This window comes from Pseudomonas alkylphenolica (assembly GCF_016009175.1).
Taxonomy (GTDB): domain Bacteria; phylum Pseudomonadota; class Gammaproteobacteria; order Pseudomonadales; family Pseudomonadaceae; genus Aquipseudomonas; species Aquipseudomonas alkylphenolica_B.
In genome coordinates, this window is sequence record NZ_JADUCM010000042.1 from 26,563 (window position 1) to 41,617 (window position 15,055).

The window sequence follows — 15,055 nt, forward strand, 5'->3', positions numbered from 1 at the left end:
TATTGTTCTTGATGGGCTTGTACGACTTGAAACGAATTCAGCGGCCTTTGAATTGCGCCACGTTATCTGCACCGGTTTGCCGTGGCGTGACGTTGACCCCCAGGCGTTCACCGCTGGCAGCATCGAACAGCAACACCCGCGCCGGGTCGAACTGCAGGTTGAGGGTGTCGCCGACCCGGGTCGGCACATCCGGCGCCAGCCGACAGCAGACCTTGGTCTGGTTGAGGGTGACGAACACCAGCAGGTCCGGCCCGGTGGGTTCGGTGATCTGCACGTCGGCCTGAACACCGGGCAAGCCGTTGGCAACTGCCGGCGCCAGGCTGATCTGCTCAGGGCGTATGCCGAGAATCAGGTCACGTGTTTCAAGCTCCGCATCACTGATGCCCAACGGTAGCTCGCAACGGGCCTGCCCGCTGTCGAGCACGGCCAGCAAACGCCCTTCTTTGCGCTGCAGGCGCACAGGAATGAAGTTCATGGGAGGCGAACCGATGAAACTGGCGACAAACAGGTTGGCCGGATCGTTGTAGATCTGCTGCGGGGTACCGAACTGCTGGATCAAGCCATCTTTCATGACCGCCACCTTGTCACCCAGGGTCATGGCCTCGATCTGGTCGTGGGTGACATACACCGTGGTGGTTTTCAGGCGCTGGTGCATCAGCTTGATTTCAGTGCGCATCTCCACCCGCAGTTTGGCGTCGAGGTTGGACAGCGGCTCGTCGAACAGGTAGATCTTCGGCCGCCGCGCCAATGCCCGGCCCATGGCCACCCGCTGTTGCTGGCCCCCGGAGAGCTGACCGGGCTTGCGCGTCAGCAAATGCTCGATCTGCAGCAGCTTGGCCACCCGCGCCACCTCCTCGTCGATGGCGGCCGCTGGCATCTTGCGCATCTTCAGGCCGAAGGCGATGTTGTCGCGCACATTCATGGTCGGGTACAGCGCATAGGACTGAAAGACCATGGCAATGTCACGGTCCTTGGGGCTCATGCCGCTGATGTCGGCATCGTCCACCAGGATCGCCCCGCCGGTGATCTGCTCCAGGCCGGCGATGCAGTTCATCAGGGTCGACTTTCCGCAGCCCGAAGGCCCGACCAGAATCAGGAACTCTCCCGAGTCGATCGACAGGTCGATGTGCTTCAAGGTGTCCGGCAAACCGTTGCCGTAGGTCTTGTTGACGTTGCGCAGTTCAAGCGTTGCCATGTTGTCTTACCCCTTGACCGCGCCGGCCGTGAGCCCGCGCAGGAAATACTTGCCAGCCAGCACATAGACCAACAGGGTCGGTAACCCGGCGATCATCGCCGCCGCCATGTCGACGTTGTATTCCTTGACCCCGGTGCTGGTGTTGACCAGGTTGTTGAGGGCCACGGTGATCGGTTGCGCATCGCCACTGGCGAACACCACACCAAAGAGAAAATCGTTCCAGATCTGGGTGAACTGCCAGATCAGGCAGACCATGATGATCGGCACCGACATCGGCAGTAGGATGCGCCCGAAGATGGTGAAAAATCCCGCGCCATCCAGGCGTGCCGCCCGCACCAGGGCGTCAGGCACGCTGCAGTAGTAGTTGCGAAAGAACAGCGTGGTGAAGGCCAGGCCGTAGACGATATGCACCAGTACCAGGCCACTGGTGGTACTGGCCAGGCCGAGCTTGCCGAGGGTGAACGATGCCGGCAGCAGCACGGTCTGGAACGGCAGGAAGCAGCCAAACAGCAACAACCCGAAGAACAGCTGCGAGCCGCGAAAGCGCCACATCGACAGGACATAGCCGTTGAGGGCACCCAGCAGGGTGGAAATCACCACGGCCGGCACAGTGATTTTCACCGAGTTCCAGAAGTAGCCACCGACAGTGTCCCAGGCCTTGATCCAGCCGATGCCGGTGATCACGGCCGGCCAGCTCAGCAGGTTGCCGGTACGGATGTCTTCCGGTGACTTGAAGCTGGTCAGCAGCATCACGATCAGCGGAATCAGGTACAGCGCGCAGGCCAGCAACAGCGTCGAGTAGATCGCCAGGCGGCTGAAACTGAAAGCGCGGGGAGCCAGGGATCTAGTCATGGCGCTTGTTCCTCAGTTCCGAATACAGGTAAGGCACCAGTATCGACAGGATCGCCCCCAGCATCAGGATGGCACTGGCCGAGCCCATGCCCATTTGTCCGCGGCTGAAGGTGAAGGAGTACATGAACATGGCCGGCAGGTCGGAAGCATAGCCCGGCCCACCTGCGGTCATGGCCGCCACCAGGTCGAAACTCTTGATGGCGATGTGTGCAAGGATCATCAGCGCACTGAAGAATACCGGGCGCAGGCTCGGCAGGACGATGCGCAGGTAAATGCTCGGCAGGCTCGCACCATCGACCTGGGCGGCGCGGATGATCGACTGGTCAACACTGCGCAAGCCGGCCAGAAACAGCGCCATGACAAAACCCGAGGCCTGCCACACGGCGGCGATCACCAGGCAGTAGACCACCCGGTCCGGGTCGACCAGCCAGTCCAGGCGAAAGCCTTCCCAGCCCCAGTCGCGAAGCATTTTGTCCAGGCCCAGGCCCGGATTGAGCAGCCATTTCCAGGCGGTACCGGTGACGATCATCGACAGCGCCATGGGATACAGATAGATCGTGCGGATAACCCCTTCGCGACGGATGCGCTGATCCAGCAGCACCGCCAGCAACACGCCGATCACCAGACTGATGGCGATGAACATCCCGCCAAACACCAGCAGGTTTTTACTCGCGACCCACCAGCGGTCGTTTTCCATCAGCCGGGCGTATTGCGCCAGGCCCACCCATTTGTAGCTGGGCATGAAGCTGGAGTTGGTGAACGACAGGACGAAGGTCCAGAGGATGTAGCCGTAAAAGCCCACCAGGACAATCAGCATGCTCGGCGCCAGCACCAGTTTCGGTAGCCAGCGCTGCAAGGCATCGAACGGCGAGGCCTTGTTGATTGTGGCAACAGTGCTCATCGGTTTGATCTCGGTTGGAGGGCGGTGCTGTGCACCGCATCGCTGGCAAGCCAGCTCCCACAGTGGATTGCAGGATTACTTGGCTGACTTGATCGCCGAGTTCAGCTGTTTGACCGCCTGTGCGGGATCCGCTTTCGGGTCATTGAGGAAGTTGGTCACGACATCGAAGATCGCGCCTTGCACCGCCAGGGTCGTGGCCATGTTGTGGGCCATGCTCGGCTGCAGGCCATCGCCCTTCTCGGCCTCCTTGAAGTCCAAGGCCGATTTCTGCGTGCAGGCGTCGAACTGGCTCATGTCCATGTCCTGGCGCACCGGCAGCGAGCCCTTGTTCTGGTTGAACACGGTCTGGAACTCAGGCTCCAGGGCGACCTTGGCGAGGTCGTTCTGGGCCTTGATGTCGTTGTCGTTCTTGAGCTTGAACATCGCCAGCGAGTCGATGTTGTAGGCAAAGCTGCCCTGGGTCCCCGGGAAGGCGACGCACTGGTAGTCCTTGCCCGCAACCTTGCCGGCCGCAGTCCATTCGCTCTTGGCCCAGTCGCCCATGATCTGCATGCCCGCCTTGCCGTTGATGACCTCGGCGGCGGCGATGTTCCAGTCACGCCCTGCACGGTTGGGGTCCATGTAGGTGCCCAGGCGCTGCAAGGTCTTGAACACGGCAACCATCTGCTCGCCAGTGAGGGTCTTCTCATCCAGATCGACAAAGGCGGCGTGATAGCCCTTGGGGCCGAGAATGCTCAGGGCCAGGTCTTCGAATACGGTACTGTCCTGCCACGGCTGCCCGCCGTGGGCGAGCGGAATGAAGCCGGCCGCCTTGAGCTTGTCGGCCGCGGCAAACAGCTCATCGAGGGTGGTCGGGACCTTGGCGCCGGCTTTCTCGAACACCTGCGGGTTGATCCACAGCCAGTTGACCCGGTGAATGTTCACCGGTACTGCCACGTAATGACCGTCATACTTCATGATTTCGGCGACTTTAGCGGGCAGCAGCTTGTCCCACTGGTTGGCCGCAGCCACTTCATCCAGCTCGGTGAGCAGGCCGAGCGCGCCCCACTCCTGGATATCCGGCCCCTTGATCTGCGCCGCTGCCGGCGGGTTGCCGGAAATAGCGCGGGTCTTCAGCACGGTCATGGCCGCCGCGCCACCGCCACCGGCCACGGCGTTGTCCTTCCAGATGAATCCGTCTTTGGTGACTTGCTGCTTGAGGGTTTCCACGGCCTTGGCTTCGCCACCGGAGGTCCACCAGTGCAGGACTTCAACGGTGCCGGTATCGGCAGCAAGGGCGCTCAGGGGCAACAAGGAGGCGAGAGAAATGACAGCGGCGAGGCGATTGATCGCATTCATCAAAAGTAACCTTTTCTTGTTGTTATGCAGGTGCAAGTCGTGGTGCTTGCGCTTGCATCGGAGTCTAACCAGCCCCCCGACCGGCGGAAGTAACGAAGGGATGTGCAATTGTCACCGACCGGTGACATTCGCTCAGTCGTTGCTGCGCGGCAGGCTCAAGGTCACCCGCAAGCCACCTTCGCGCAGGTTGCGCAAACTTACTTCACCGCCATGGCTGTGGGCGATATTGCGGGCAATCCCCAACCCCAGGCCGTAGCCCTGCTGCTGCCCGGCCAGGCGAAAATGCGGCTCGAACACCTGCTCCTGGCGCTGCTCGGGCACGCCTGGCCCTTCGTCATCAACCTGCAGCACAAAGCCCGACTCGCTGTCGAGCACACGCAGGTGCGCACGCTCGCCGTACTTCAAGGCATTGTCGATCAGGTTGCCCATGCACCGGCGCAGGGCCAGCGGCTTGCCCGGGTACGGCGCCAGCGCCCTGCCCTGCAGGGTCACCCGGCCACTGGCGAGGTAGGGTTCGATCAGGCAGTCAAGGGCCTGATTGAGGTCGATCGGTTCGATGTTCTCGTGGATGTCGGTGTCCTTGACGCACTGCAAGGCGCCTTTGACCAGCATCTCCAGCTCGTCCAGGTCGCGGCTGAACTTGGCCTGCTGTTGTTCGTCTTCAAGCAGTTCGACACGCAGGCGCAGGCGGGTGATCGGCGTGCGCAAATCATGGGAAATGGCACTGAACAACTGGCTACGCTCGGTTAAATAACGGCTGATACGTTCACGCATGGCATTGAACGCCCGCCCGACCTCGACCACCTCGCTACCACCACCCTCCGCCACCGGCGGCACGTCGGCACCCAGCGACATTTCCCGCGCCGCACGGGCCAGGCGCTTGAGCGGGCGGCTCTGCCAGTGCACGAGCAAACCGATGAACAGCAACAGGAAGAAGCTGGTCAGGCCGATGAACCACACCTGCTGACGTGGCAGCCCCTCATCCTCAAGGCTGGTGTAGGGCTCGGGCATCAGCGAGGCAATGTACAGCCATTCTTCCTCGCCCAGGCGGATCTGGGTGACCAGCACCGGCGGGTTGACCGGCTCCAGCGTCAAGGCATAGTGCGCCCAGGAACGGGGCAGCTCATCGAGCTTCAAACCGCTGTTGAAGATCCTCAGGTCCTGGGGGCTGACGAACTCGACACTGATGTCCATCTGCGCGCCCAGGCGCTGGCGCAGCACATCATCCACCGCCTCGATCACCGCCTGTTTGCGTGGGGTGTTCGCCATGGCCTGCATCTGCAGCGGCTTGTCGTTGAGCGACACGACAAAGCGCGTACCACCCATGCTGCGCAACTGATCGAGCACCATCGGCCGATAGGCCAACGGCAGGGAGCGAAAGTAACTGACGCTGGCGCTCATCGAATGCGCCAGGCTGCGTGCGCTGGCCACCAGGCCTTCCAGCTGGCTGGCGCGCAGTTGCGACAACCAGATCAGGCTCGACAAGCCTTGGGCCAGCAACACCACCAGCAGGGTCAACAGCAGCATGCGCCCCAGCAATGAACGCGGCAGCGGCAATCGCCAGCCCCCTTCAGTGCGCGGGCGCAACGCTGGCCGCCAACAGGTAACCGCTACCACGCACGGTGCGTATCAGCCGGGGCGGCTTTTCGGTATCGCGCAGGCGCTGACGCAAGCGGCTGACCGCCATATCGACAATACGATCCAGCGGCATGGGTTCGCGGCCGCGGGTGGCGTTGCCGATGGTGTCGCGGTCGAGGATCTGTTGCGGGTGATCGAGGAACAGCTTGAGCAAAGCAAAGTCGGCGCCCGACAGGATCACTTCTTCACCGTCACGGTGAAACAGGCGGTGGCTGACGGTATCAAGCCGCCAGTCATCGAACGCCAGGACATCGCCGCCGTTGCGCTCGTGAACGAAGCCGGCGCGGCGCAGCAAGGCCTTGATTCGCGCCTGTAGTTCGCGAGGGCTGAAGGGCTTGCCGAGGTAATCATCCGCCCCCAGCTCCAGGCCGATGACGCGGTCGGCCTCATCGGAACTGGCGGTCAGCATGATGATCGGCACCTGGGCCAGGCGCGGGTGCTGACGCACCCAGCGGCACAGACTGAAGCCGTCTTCATCGGGCAGCATGACATCGAGGATCACCAGGTCGCAGTCGCTGCTGTCCAGCGCCTGGCGAAAGCCCTGACCGTCGGCGGCCGCCTGCACACTGAAACCGGCGCGGCTCAGGTAGGTTTGCAACAGCTCACGGATGTCCTGATCGTCGTCGACCATCAGGATCGATCTACCGGCAGTACTCACTACAGCTCATCCTTGTCGACGCGGGTCGAAACGCCCGCTGTTCACCTTAGTTCAGCGTCTGTTGCAAGGCGACGCCCGCCCCCAGCAAACCGGAAAACTCGGCTGTCACCAACCACACCGGCACATCGTTGAAATAACCGCTCATGCAGCCCTTCTGAGCAAAGCTGTCGGCAAAACCGCTGCGCAGAAACAACTCGGCAAAGCGCGGAATGATGCCCCCGACGATATAGACACCACCGCGCCCACCCAGGGTCAGCACGTTGTTGCCCGCCACCCGCCCGAGAAAGCGGCAGAACTGCTCGATGACCATCAGCGCCAGCGGCTCACCGGCCAATGCCGCATCGGTGATGGCCGCCGGGGTGAGCAGCACCGGTGGTTGCCCCTCCAGCGCACAGATGGCCTGGTACAAACGCAGCAGGCCGCCACCACTGAGCACCGTTTCGGCACTGACGTGGCCAATCTCGCTTTCGATGTGTTGACGGATCTGCGCCTCACGGGCATTGCCGACCGGCAAGTCGACATGCCCGCCTTCACCCGGCAAGGCAATCCAGCGGCCATCGGCCAGGCCCAGCAAGGTACCCACACCCAAACCGGTACCCGGACCGATCACCACGGCCGGGCGCCCCGGTTCGGCGTGTCCCTCGCACACCGTGCGGTACTCACCGTCCTGCAGACGGGTCATGCCCAGGGCCATGGCGGTAAAGTCGTTGATCAACAACAGCTGCTCGACCTGCAGGGTCTCGCAGAATGCCCGGCGACTGAGCCGCCAGTGGTTGTTGGTGAAGCGAAACTCATCACCGCTGACCGGACCGGCGACCGCCAGGCACACCGCCCCCAGATCGCCCTTGGCCAGCCCTTGCGCGGCAAGGTAGGCACCTATGGCTTGTTCGGGGCTGGTGTAATCGGCGGTGGCGAAGACCTGCACAGCGTGCATGCGGTCGTTTTCCCAGAGGGCAAAGCGGGCGTTGGTGCCGCCGATATCTCCGACCAGGGCGCGCTTCACTTGAGTGTCTCCAGCGCCGAGGTAAAGGCACTGGCGCCCTGCTCTGCCGGGCTCAGGGCCATGCGCATGAAACCGAACAGTTCGCGGCCGCAGCCCAGGTCATTGCCGGTGGGTGCCGGCGGGATCTCACGATCGGCCAGTTCCGCAGCATCGAGCTTCACACTCAGGGTGCCGGCGACGCCGTCGACCCGCACGATATCGCCATCACGCACACGGGCCAGCGGCCCGCCGTCGAAGGCTTCAGGGCAGACGTGAATGGCGGCAGGAATTTTCCCCGACGCGCCAGACATGCGCCCGTCGGTAACCAGCGCGACCTTGAAACCACGGTCCTGCAGCACGCCCAGAAACGGCGTCATCTTGTGCAGCTCAGGCATGCCATTGCAGCGCGGCCCCTGAAAGCGCATCACGGCAACGAAATCACACTCCAGCTCACCGGCCTGGAAGGCATCGGCCAGTGCCTGCTGGTCATGGAACACGCGCGCCGGGGCCTCAACCACCTGATGCTCGGGCGCGACCGCCGAGACTTTCATGACCCCGCGACCGAGGTTGCCCTCCATCACCCGCAAGCCACCTTCAGGCGAAAACGCCCGGGCCACCGGACGCAGGATCGCTTCATCCAGGCTCGCTTGCGGCCCTTCGCGCCAGACCAGCTTGCCGTTCTCGAGGAAAGGTTCCCGGGTATAACGACGCAGGCCATGGCCGGCCACGGTGTTCACGTCCTCATGCAGCAGCCCTGAATCGAGCAGCTCGCGAATCAGGAAGGCCATGCCACCGGCAGCCTGGAAATGGTTGATGTCGGCTTTGCCGTTCGGGTAGACGTGCGACAGGGTCGGCACCACCTCGGACAGCTCGGCCATGTCCTGCCAGGTCAGCTGGATGCCGGCCGCCTGGGCAATCGCCGGCATGTGCAAGGTGTGGTTGGTCGAGCCGCCCGTGGCATGCAGGGCGACAATCGAGTTGATCAGGGATTTCTCGTCGACAATCTCGCCCAGCGGCATGAAGTCACCGCTGGCCTTGGTCATGCGCGTAACCTGCTGCGCCGCCTCGATGGTCAGGGCATCACGCAACGGGGTGTACGGGTTGACGAACGAAGCGCCCGGCAGGTGCAGGCCCATCACTTCCATCAGCAACTGGTTGGTGTTGGCGGTGCCATAGAAGGTGCAGGTGCCGGGGCTGTGATAGGACTTCATCTCCGACTCCAGCAGCTCTTCGCGGCTGGCCTTGCCCTCGGCGTAGCGCTGGCGCACGTCGGCCTTCTGCTTGTTGGAGATCCCCGAAGGCATCGGCCCGCCCGGCACGAAAATGGTCGGCAGATGACCGAAACGCAGTGCGCCCATCAACAGACCCGGCACGATCTTGTCACATATACCCAACATCAGCGCGGCGTCGAACATATTGTGCGACAGGGCGATGGCGGTGGACATGGCGATCACTTCGCGGCTGGCGATGCCCAGTTCCATGCCCGGCTCACCCTGGGTGACACCGTCACACATCGCCGGCACGCCACCGGCGAACTGGCCGACCGAGCCGATTTCACGCAGGGCCTGTTTGATCTGCTCGGGGTAATGCTCGTAAGGCTGGTGCGCCGAGAGCATGTCGTTGTAGGCGGAGACGATCGCGACGTTGGCGGCGTTCATCATCCGCAGGGTGTTCTTGTCCTGGGTGCCACAACCGGCCACGCCGTGGGCAAAGTTGGCGCATTGCAGCTTGGCCCGCATCGGCCCGTCACTGGCCGCCCCGCGAATCAACTGCAAATAGCGCTCGCGGGTGGGACGGCTGCGTGCGATCAGCCGTTGGGTGACCTCAAGAATGCGCGGATGCATGTACTGGACTCCAGGCTAACGGTGGTTGCGACCTCTGCGGCAGTTTCCCATTTCAACGATCGCCACCTAGGCTCAAAGGCAGGGGCAACGGTTGCAGGAGGGACGGCTTGGCCGATCGCTCGTTGTAGATTGAATAAAATACTGCCAGCAAAAACGCTTGTTTTCTATTTTTTTACGAATAATCTTGTAATTCCAACAACAAAATCAGATTCAGTGAAGCAGTTCCTCATTTGCCACGGGCTTCACCCGGTCTGCCAGAGGTAGCTCCATGACCCTTCGTATCGCAATCAATGGCTTTGGCCGCATCGGTCGCAACGTCCTTCGCGCACTCTATACCCAAGGCTACCGCCAGGACCTGCAGGTCGTCGCGATCAATGACCTGGGCGACAGCGCGATCAATGCGCACCTGCTCAAGTACGACAGTGTCCATGGCATTTTCGCTGCCAGCGTCGAGTCCGATCATGAAAGTTTGACGGTCAATGGCGACCGTATTGCGGTCAGCGCCATTCGCAACCCCGCGGAGCTGCCGTGGAAAGCAGAAGCCATCGATGTGGTGTTCGAATGCACGGGGCTATTCACCGAGCGGGCCAAGGCTGCCGCCCATCTTACTGCCGGCGCGGGCAAAGTCATTATTTCGGCACCGGCCAAGGGTGCCGACGCGACCATTGTGTATGGGGTCAACCATGACATTCTGCGCCCTTCGCACCAGATCATCTCCAGTGCATCGTGCACCACCAACTGCCTGGCGCCCGTGGCGCAGGTGCTGCAACGCGAGCTGGGCATCGAGCAGGGCCTGATGACCACTATCCATGCCTACACCAATGACCAGAGCCTGACCGACGTATTTCACAGCGACCCGTACCGTGCGCGCTCGGCAACCCAGTCAATGATCCCGAGCAAAACCGGCGCGGCTGAAGCCGTTGGCCTGGTGCTGCCGGAGCTGGCCGGCAAACTCACCGGCATGGCAGTAAGGGTGCCGGTGATCAACGTGTCGCTGGTCGACCTGACGGTCAACCTCAAGCGCGACACCAGCGTCGAGGAGGTCAACAACCTGTTCAAGGAGGCCAGCCGCCACTCCAAAGTGCTGGGGTACAACAGCTTGCCGCTGGTGTCCTGCGACTTTAACCACAACCCGCTGTCGTCGATTTTCGATGCCAACCACACCCGGGTCAGTGGCCGCATGCTCAAGGTCATGGCCTGGTACGACAACGAATGGGGCTTCTCCAACCGCATGCTGGATAACTGCCTGGCACTGTGTAACGCCGTGTAGGTATCCGCCACAAAAAAAGTAGGACTTGACCAATACGTTGATGATAAGCATTATCATTCGCTTCGTATTGGTCGGGTATTGCTGTGAGCCAGTCTCAGTTCAACACTGTATTTCTCGCCCAGCGGGTCAGCTTGCTGCGAACCTTGCAGCGCATGGTCGATAACCCCAGCACCGCCGAAGACCTGCTGCAGGAGACCTACCTGCGCGTCACCCGGGCCTTGGGCGAACGCCCGATCGAGCACCTGGAACCCTTTGTTTTCCAGACCGCCCGCAACCTGGCACTTGACCATTTGCGCGCCCGCCGCACGCAAGCGCGCAACCTGGTGGACGATGTCCCCGAGCAGGTCCTGCACAACGTCGCAGCCCCCAGCAGCAGCGCCGAAGACGCCGCCCATGCCGAGCAACTGCTCAAGCGCCTGAGTGTCAGCCTGGGCCAATTGACCTCGCGTCAGCAACGAATTTTCATCCTCAGCCGCCTGCATGGTGCCAGCTATCTGGAAATTGCCGAGCAATTGAATGTGTCGTCGAGCACGGTTCAGAAGGAACTGAAACTGATCATGGCCATCTGTGTCGGCGTCGCCAACCGTCTGAATCGCGATTGACCCCGGCTTGCCACGCACGCCGTTACGCTTGATCATAATTAGAATTACAAGACCCCGCAGGATTTGCCGTGACCGATAGCGCCCCTGATCGCCCTTCGCCGCCCCACGTGGCCGCTAGCGACAGCGCCATGGACCAGGCGCTGGACTGGCTGATCCGCCTGCAGTGCGCCACCGCCGAAGACACCCGGGCCTTCGAGGCCTGGCTGGAAGCTGATGCGGCCAATGCCCAGGCCTACGTCGAAGCCGAAGCGCTGTGGCAAGGCGATACCCTGCGCCAGGCCGCCAGCCAGATTGCCCAGGCCCAACGGCCATCGCGCCTGGCACGCCTGCGCCCGCACTGGAAGCCACTCAGCGCTGCCGCCGTGCTGCTGATCGGCGTGTTCACCGTCGGTAACCTGCCCGTCCGCCTGCAGGCCGATCACCTCACCGTGGTCGGCGAACGCCAGCGCCTGCAGCTGGAGGATGGCTCCAAGGTCCTGCTGAACACCAACTCGGCATTCTCCAGCGACATCGACGCCCGCCAGCGCGTCGCCCGCCTGTACCAGGGCGAGGCGTTCTTCGAAGTGCCCGCCGGCCTGAACCAGCCACTGGAACTGCAGGCAGGCCCGTTGCGCGCCAGTGTCCGCGACAGCGATTTCGCCGTGCGTTACCTCGATGGCGAAGCCCAGGTGCGCGTTCAGCGTGGCGATGTCGACCTGCAGGCCAGCAGCGACCAGCGCATTCGCCTGTCCAGCGGCGACAGCATTCGCGTCGGCCCCAACGGTTTCGGCCAGCGTGAACGCGTTGACGCCCAGAAGGACCTGGCCTGGGTTCAGGGCCGGCTGGTGTTCGAGAACTGCCCGCTGAACCAGGTGCTGGCCGAACTGCGCCGTTACTACCCGGGCCTGATCATTTCCCGCAACGAACGTCTGGAGCAGGTCGCGGTCACCGGCAACTACCGCCTGGACCAGCCACTGGAAACCTTGCGTGCCCTGGCGCACATCACCTCGGCGCAACTCCACGAGTTCCCCGCCGTGGTCATTATTAACTGACTGGAAAGTTTTTTTACGCGATCCCTTGAGGCGATACGTCTCGTTATAGCCAATGCAACTGATTCTTATTTTTGAATCGGTCATACCTATAACTGCGCGACAGGGAGCGCTATCGATGTCTACTGGTTTCACTCGTCGGTCTTCAGACACTTCACGTAAACCCGGCCTGCAGCGTTGCACGCTCTCCCTGTTGACCCTGGCCCTGCTCGCCAGCGGCGCCTGCAGCCTGCCCGCGCTGGCGGCTGAACCCGCCCAGGCCAGCGCCCCGCGCATGGGTGATTACCGCTTCGCCATCAAACAGCAGCCCCTGGTCTCGGCCCTGAACGCCTTTACCACGGTGACCGGCTGGCAGGTCGGTTTCTCCGCAGAGATCGCCGAAGGCGTGGCCTCCCCAGGCGTACAGGGTTCGCTCAAACCTGAAGCCGCGTTGCAACGCCTGCTCAGCGGCACCGGGCTGAGCTACCGCACCCTTGGAAGCGGCAACGTAGTAATCGAGCGCAGCAGCTCCAACGCCATCGCCCTGCAGCAGATCACCGTCAGCGCCACCCGCAGCGCCCAGGATGTCAGCCAGGTGCCGAGCACCGTCAGCGTACAGACCCGCGAACAGCTCGACCGCCAGAACGTCAACAACATCAAGGACCTGGTGCGCTACGAGCCAGGCGTATCGGTCAGCGGTACCGGCCAGCGCAGTGGTCTGAATGGCTACAACATCCGCGGCATCGATGGTGAGCGGGTATTGACCCAGATCGACGGCGTGTCGATTCCCGACAGTTTTTTCTTTGGCCCCTACGCGCAGACGCAGCGCAACTATGTCGACCCTGAAATCATCAAGCGCGTGGAGATCCTGCGCGGGCCGGCCTCGGTGCTGTACGGCAGCAACGCCATCGGCGGTGCCGTCAGCTACTTCACCCTCGACCCCGATGACATCATCAAGCCGGGTCAGGACGTCGGTGCACGGCTGAAAACCGGCTACAGCTCGGCGGATGAAAGCTGGCTGAACTCGGCCACCGTCGCCGGGCGTCAAGGCGACTTCGACGGCCTGTTGCACCTGAGCCAGCGCAATGGCCACGAGACCGAGTCTTACGGCGAACACGGCGGTACCGGCCTCAACCGTACCGAGGCCAACCCGGAGGACGTCCGCACCACCAACATCCTGGCCAAGGCCGGCTGGAATTACGCCGACGACTCGCGCCTCGCGCTGACCTATGAGCACTACAAGGACGACCGCGACCTGAATCAGAAAAGCGCCGTGGGTGGTCCGTTCATTCCGGGCTTCGGGGCGATGAACTCCTACCGCGCCCGCACCGGTGAAGACACCGTGACCCGTGAGCGCTTCGGCATCAATCACGAGTTTGCCCTGGGCAGTGTGCTGGCCGACAACGTCAAATGGAGCCTGAACTACCAGATCGGCAAGACCGACCAGCGCACCGAAGAGCTCTACTTCGCCTCTGGCCGCCAGGTACTGCGCGATCGCCAGACCACCTACAAAGACCGTCAATGGCTGTTTGACGCGCAGTTGGACAAGGCCTTCAGCGTGGGTGAAACCGAGCATCTGCTGACCTACGGCACCACCCTCAAACACCAGAAAGTGACCGGTTCACGCAGCGGCACCGGCACCTGCCTGAACGTGGGTGGCAGCTGCCGCGCCATTGGCCAGGTCAGCGACGCCCAGGTACTGGTCAGCGACTTCCCGGACCCGACCGTCAACACCTACAGCCTGTTTGCCCAGGACGAGATCCGCTGGAATCAATGGACCTTCCTGCCCGGCCTGCGCTACGACTACACCCAGCTCAAGCCGCACATCACCGACGAATTCCTGCGCGGCATCGGCGCATCGAGCACCGACCCGATCGATGACGACGAAAAGACCTGGAATCGCGTATCGCCAAAACTCGGTGTGACGTACGCCTTCAACAACAATTACACCTGGTACGGCCAGTATGCTGAAGGCTTCCGTACCCCTACGGCAAAATCCCTCTACGGGCGCTTCGAGAACCCTGGCCTGGGCTACAGCGTACGCGGCAATTCCGACCTGGAACCGGAGAAGAGCAAAAGCTACGAAACCGGCCTGCGTGGCAACTTCGACGCCGGCAACTTCGATGTGGCGGTGTTCTACAACAAGTACCGCGACTTCATCAACGAAGACGCCGTGCAGGGCAGCAACCTCGGCCAGACCTTCGAAGCCAACAACATCAAGCACGCCACCATCAAGGGTGCCGAGTTCAAGGGCCGCCTGAACCTGGATCACTTCGGTGCCGCCAACGGCCTGTACACCCAGGGCTCGATCGCCTATGCCCGTGGCCGCAACGACGACACCGGCCAGCCGCTCAACAGCGTCAACCCGCTGACGGCGGTGATGGGACTGGGCTATGAGCAGGAACAATACGGTGCACTGCTGAGCTGGACGCTGGTCAAGCGCAAGGACCGTGTTGACGACACCACCTTCTTCGCTCCCGACGGCACCAGCAAGCAGTTCCGCACGCCCGGCTACGGTGTGCTCGACCTGGCCGGCTTCTACAAGGTCACCGACGACATCACGGTCAACGCCGGCCTGTACAACCTGACCGACAAAAAGTACTGGCAGTGGGATGACGTGCGCGGCTACGACGGCCTCGGCGAAGCCGCCGTCACCGCTCCCGCCAACCTCGACCGCCTGACCATGCCTAGCCGCAACTTTGCGATCAACCTGGTCTGGGATATCTGAGCCAGCATCGCCGGCAAGCCGGCTCCTACAAGTGTAGGAG

12 protein-coding genes are annotated in these 15,055 nt (G+C 62.4%); 4 read left to right on the plus strand and 8 right to left on the minus strand.

All coding sequences use genetic code 11. The features are described from left to right. Positions 1-37 precede the first annotated feature (37 nt). The 8 genes from I5S59_RS24115 to edd all read right to left on the minus strand — a co-directional run bounded on the left by I5S59_RS24115 (position 38) and on the right by edd (position 9,408). Positions 38-1,195: an ABC transporter ATP-binding protein gene (locus I5S59_RS24115; protein WP_197878802.1), complete on the minus strand. Its 1,158-nt coding sequence runs from the start codon at positions 1,193-1,195 to the stop codon at positions 38-40. A 6-nt stretch (positions 1,196-1,201) separates the two neighbouring features. Further along, positions 1,202-2,047 (minus strand): carbohydrate ABC transporter permease, encoded by an 846-nt coding sequence (locus tag I5S59_RS24120; protein WP_128322537.1) that lies wholly within the window; start codon positions 2,045-2,047, stop codon positions 1,202-1,204. Continuing rightward, complete coding sequence (locus I5S59_RS24125) at positions 2,040-2,948, minus strand: carbohydrate ABC transporter permease (protein WP_197878803.1); 909 nt, start codon at positions 2,946-2,948, stop codon at positions 2,040-2,042. The genes I5S59_RS24120 and I5S59_RS24125 overlap by 8 nt, the downstream gene beginning before the upstream one ends. A 75-nt stretch (positions 2,949-3,023) precedes the next feature. Continuing rightward, positions 3,024-4,286 (minus strand): ABC transporter substrate-binding protein, encoded by a 1,263-nt coding sequence (locus tag I5S59_RS24130; protein ID WP_197878804.1) that lies wholly within the window; start codon positions 4,284-4,286, stop codon positions 3,024-3,026. Between the two features lie 132 nt (positions 4,287-4,418). After that, positions 4,419-5,837, minus strand: a complete 1,419-nt coding sequence (locus I5S59_RS24135; RefSeq protein ID WP_197878812.1) for an ATP-binding protein — start codon at positions 5,835-5,837, stop codon at positions 4,419-4,421. 19 nt (positions 5,838-5,856) lie between these two features. Then, positions 5,857-6,582 (minus strand): response regulator, encoded by a 726-nt coding sequence (locus tag I5S59_RS24140; RefSeq protein WP_197878805.1) that lies wholly within the window; start codon positions 6,580-6,582, stop codon positions 5,857-5,859. A 46-nt stretch (positions 6,583-6,628) separates the two neighbouring features. Next, positions 6,629-7,585, minus strand: a complete 957-nt coding sequence (locus I5S59_RS24145) for a glucokinase (protein ID WP_197878806.1) — start codon at positions 7,583-7,585, stop codon at positions 6,629-6,631. After that, positions 7,582-9,408: a phosphogluconate dehydratase gene (edd, locus tag I5S59_RS24150; protein ID WP_197878807.1), complete on the minus strand. Its 1,827-nt coding sequence runs from the start codon at positions 9,406-9,408 to the stop codon at positions 7,582-7,584. Before edd ends, I5S59_RS24145 begins: the two co-directional genes overlap by 4 nt. Before the next feature lie 268 nt (positions 9,409-9,676). Between edd and gap the strand changes: the two genes are divergently transcribed. The 4 genes from gap (at position 9,677) to I5S59_RS24170 (ending at position 15,015) form a co-directional block, all read left to right on the plus strand. Next, positions 9,677-10,678 carry a type I glyceraldehyde-3-phosphate dehydrogenase gene (gap, locus tag I5S59_RS24155; protein WP_197878808.1) on the plus strand — a complete coding sequence of 334 codons (1,002 nt, stop codon included), beginning with the start codon at positions 9,677-9,679 and terminating at the stop codon, positions 10,676-10,678. An 83-nt stretch (positions 10,679-10,761) separates the two neighbouring features. Beyond that, a complete protein-coding gene (locus I5S59_RS24160; protein ID WP_197878809.1) occupies positions 10,762-11,280 on the plus strand; it encodes an RNA polymerase sigma factor in 519 nt (172 codons plus the stop codon). A 68-nt stretch (positions 11,281-11,348) separates the two neighbouring features. Continuing rightward, positions 11,349-12,311: a FecR family protein gene (locus tag I5S59_RS24165; RefSeq protein ID WP_197878810.1), complete on the plus strand. Its 963-nt coding sequence runs from the start codon at positions 11,349-11,351 to the stop codon at positions 12,309-12,311. A gap of 115 nt (positions 12,312-12,426) precedes the next feature. Continuing rightward, positions 12,427-15,015 (plus strand): TonB-dependent receptor, encoded by a 2,589-nt coding sequence (locus tag I5S59_RS24170; protein ID WP_197878811.1) that lies wholly within the window; start codon positions 12,427-12,429, stop codon positions 15,013-15,015. Positions 15,016-15,055: the final 40 nt, after the last annotated feature.